The organism is Streptomyces sp. NPDC026673, from assembly GCF_040638135.1.
Lineage (GTDB): Bacteria > Actinomycetota > Actinomycetes > Streptomycetales > Streptomycetaceae > Actinacidiphila.
Genome location: NZ_JBEZXR010000174.1, coordinates 1 through 2,403, shown reverse-complemented (window position 1 = coordinate 2,403; position 2,403 = coordinate 1). Strand labels below are relative to the sequence as shown.

The following is a 2,403-nucleotide window of genomic DNA, read 5'->3' as shown; positions in this document are numbered from 1 at the left end:
CTACACCACCACCCTCACCCTCACCGCACTCAGCTGAACCCAACCCGCACCACACCCCGGCACGGCCCCCAACCAACCAGGCCGTGCCGGGCCGGCAGCCCCACGACGACGGAGAGAACCCATGACCAGGAGATCCGCCACCCCGATCTCGCCCCGCCACCTCGTCGTCGCCCTCCTCGCGGCGCTCGTGGCCCTGCTGGGGAACCCGGTGAACGCCACCGCCGCGCCGACCGTCCGCCCAGCGGCGGACAACCCGATCTCCTGGGGCGCCGCCCCCGCCGACACATCCGTGGGCAAGGGACGCAGCCGGTTCGTCTACACCCTCGCCCCCGGCTCCCGGATCACCGACGCCCTGGCCGTGGTGAACCGCAGCGACACCACCATCAAGCTCAAGGTCTACGCAAGCGACGCCTTCACCACCCCCAGCGGCGGCATCGACCTGCTGACCGCGGACAAGAAGCCCCGCGACGTCGGCTCGTGGATCACCATGAAGTCCACCACCCTCACGCTCAAGAGCCAGCAGTCCGCGAAGGTGCCCTTCACCCTCACCGTCCCCGCCGACGCCACCCCGGGCGACCACTCCGGCGGCGTGGTGACCTCCCTGATCACCGAGACACAGGGCAAGACCGTCCGGCTCGACCGCCGCCTCGGCTCCCGCCTCTACCTGCGCGTCAACGGCCCCCTCGACCCCTCGCTCACGGTCGGCGACCTGCGCGCCACCTACCAGGGCACCCTCAGCCCGGCCGGCAGCGGCAGCCTGAAGGTCACCTACACCGTCAGGAACACCGGGAACGTCCGCCTGAAGGCTCGCCAACTCCTCAAGACCGAGGGTCTCTTCGGGCTCATCGGCCAGGACGCCGCCCTCCCGGACCTCCCCGAGATCCTCCCCGGCAACTCCCTCACGCGCACCGCCACCGTCAACGGCATCTGGCCCGGCGTACGGCTGGACACCGACGTGATCCTCCAGCCGCTCGCCTCCGACGACCTGCCCGCCCTCCGCGCCGACCAGGTCACCGCCTCCCGCTCCCTGTGGGCCTGGCCGTGGGGCCAGCTGATCGTGCTCGCCGCCCTTGCCGCGGCCGCCGGCGGGTACGCGCTGCTGCGCAAGCGGCGCAGGCGCAAGGTCGAGCGGGCCATCGCCGACGCCGTCGCGAAGGCCCTCGACACCACGAAGCCGCCCTCGAACGACACGCGGAACCAGCCCTCACCGAACTGACGCCGACCCGTTCTCGGCCCCGCCACCTGGTGCGTCACCGCCGTGGCGGGGCGAGGCGTCTCAGACCCGGGCAGGTGCGGCCGCGGTCCCCCTTGACGTGCGGCGTGAACCTCCGTGCCGGGCACGCCGTGTTCCGATCAGCCGGCAGACGATATAGACGAGGAACGAGATCGTCGTGACGTAGGGACTGATCGGGATGCTGCTGCCGAGGGCGAGGAGGATGCCGCCTTCGACGGCGAGGACGGCCAAGAGCACGCTCAGCAACGGCAGGAGTACGGGGGAAGCGGTGACCCGCGCGGCTGCCGCCGCGGGGGTGACGACGAGGCTGAGGACCAGAAGTGCCCCGACGACCTGTACGGACAGGGCGATCGTGATCCCCAGGAGGAGCATGAAGGCCACGGACAGCCCCCGCACGGGCAGGCCGCGTGCCTGGGCGACCTGCGCGTCGGCGCTCGCGAAGGTCAGGGGACGCCAGATGACGGCGAGGGCGATCAGCACCAGCGCGGACACCGTGAGCATCCATCCGGTCTGCGGGTTGTCGACGGCCACGATCTGACCGGTCAGCAGGCCGAACTTGTTGGCCGCTCGTCCTTTGTAGAGGGCGAGGAACAACACGCCCAGTCCGAGACCGAACGGCATCAGGATGCCGATGATCGAGTTGCGGTCGCGGGCGCGTGCGCCCAGAACACCGATGACCAGGGCGGCGATGAGCGAGCCGGCGATCGATCCCGCCACCACGTTCATCCCGAGCAGCAGGGCCGCCGAGGCGCCGGCGAAGGACAGTTCGCTGATCCCGTGCACGGCGAAGGGCAGGTCGCGGAGGACCACGAAGACGCCGGTCAGTCCGCCGACCAGCCCCAGTGCGCCGCCCACGATGAGGGAGTTGCGGACCAGGCCGAGCAGTGCGCCGTAGTCCTGGAAGTCGAACATCTGCTGCCACATGTCGGCTGCCGTCATGGGCGCGCTCCGTCCGTTTCGTGTGCGTCCGCGGGGTGTGCGTCCGCGGCGTCGAGTCCCGGGTGGTGCACGGCCTGTTGGTCATGGGTGCCGACGACGACGATCCGGCCCCGCACCCGCAGGACGTCGATCTGGGAGCCGTACAGGGCCGACAGGGACTCCGAGGTGAGGACGTCCTCCGGGGTGCCGGTGCGGTGTCCGTGCGGGGCGAGGTAGAGCACCCGGTCCAC

2 protein-coding genes and 1 pseudogene are annotated in these 2,403 nt (G+C 71.0%); 1 reads left to right on the top strand and 2 read right to left on the bottom strand.

Annotation, left to right across the window (positions count from 1 at the left end; genetic code table 11):
- Nucleotides 1–121 precede the first annotated feature (121 nt).
- Nucleotides 122–1,216 (top strand): DUF916 domain-containing protein, encoded by a 1,095-nt coding sequence (locus tag AB0F62_RS42655; RefSeq protein ID WP_361812276.1) that lies wholly within the window; start codon nucleotides 122–124, stop codon nucleotides 1,214–1,216.
- A gap of 60 nt (nucleotides 1,217–1,276) precedes the next feature.
- Here the strand turns inward: AB0F62_RS42655 and AB0F62_RS42650 are convergent, their stop codons facing one another.
- Both AB0F62_RS42650 and AB0F62_RS42645 read right to left on the bottom strand, forming a co-directional pair.
- Nucleotides 1,277–2,173 carry a metal ABC transporter permease gene (locus tag AB0F62_RS42650; RefSeq protein ID WP_361812273.1) on the bottom strand — a complete coding sequence of 299 codons (897 nt, stop codon included), beginning with the start codon at nucleotides 2,171–2,173 and terminating at the stop codon, nucleotides 1,277–1,279.
- Nucleotides 2,170–2,403 (bottom strand): annotated as a pseudogene (locus AB0F62_RS42645) (ABC transporter ATP-binding protein); the annotation flags it as partial. The gene AB0F62_RS42650 and the pseudogene AB0F62_RS42645, both read right to left, overlap by 4 nt.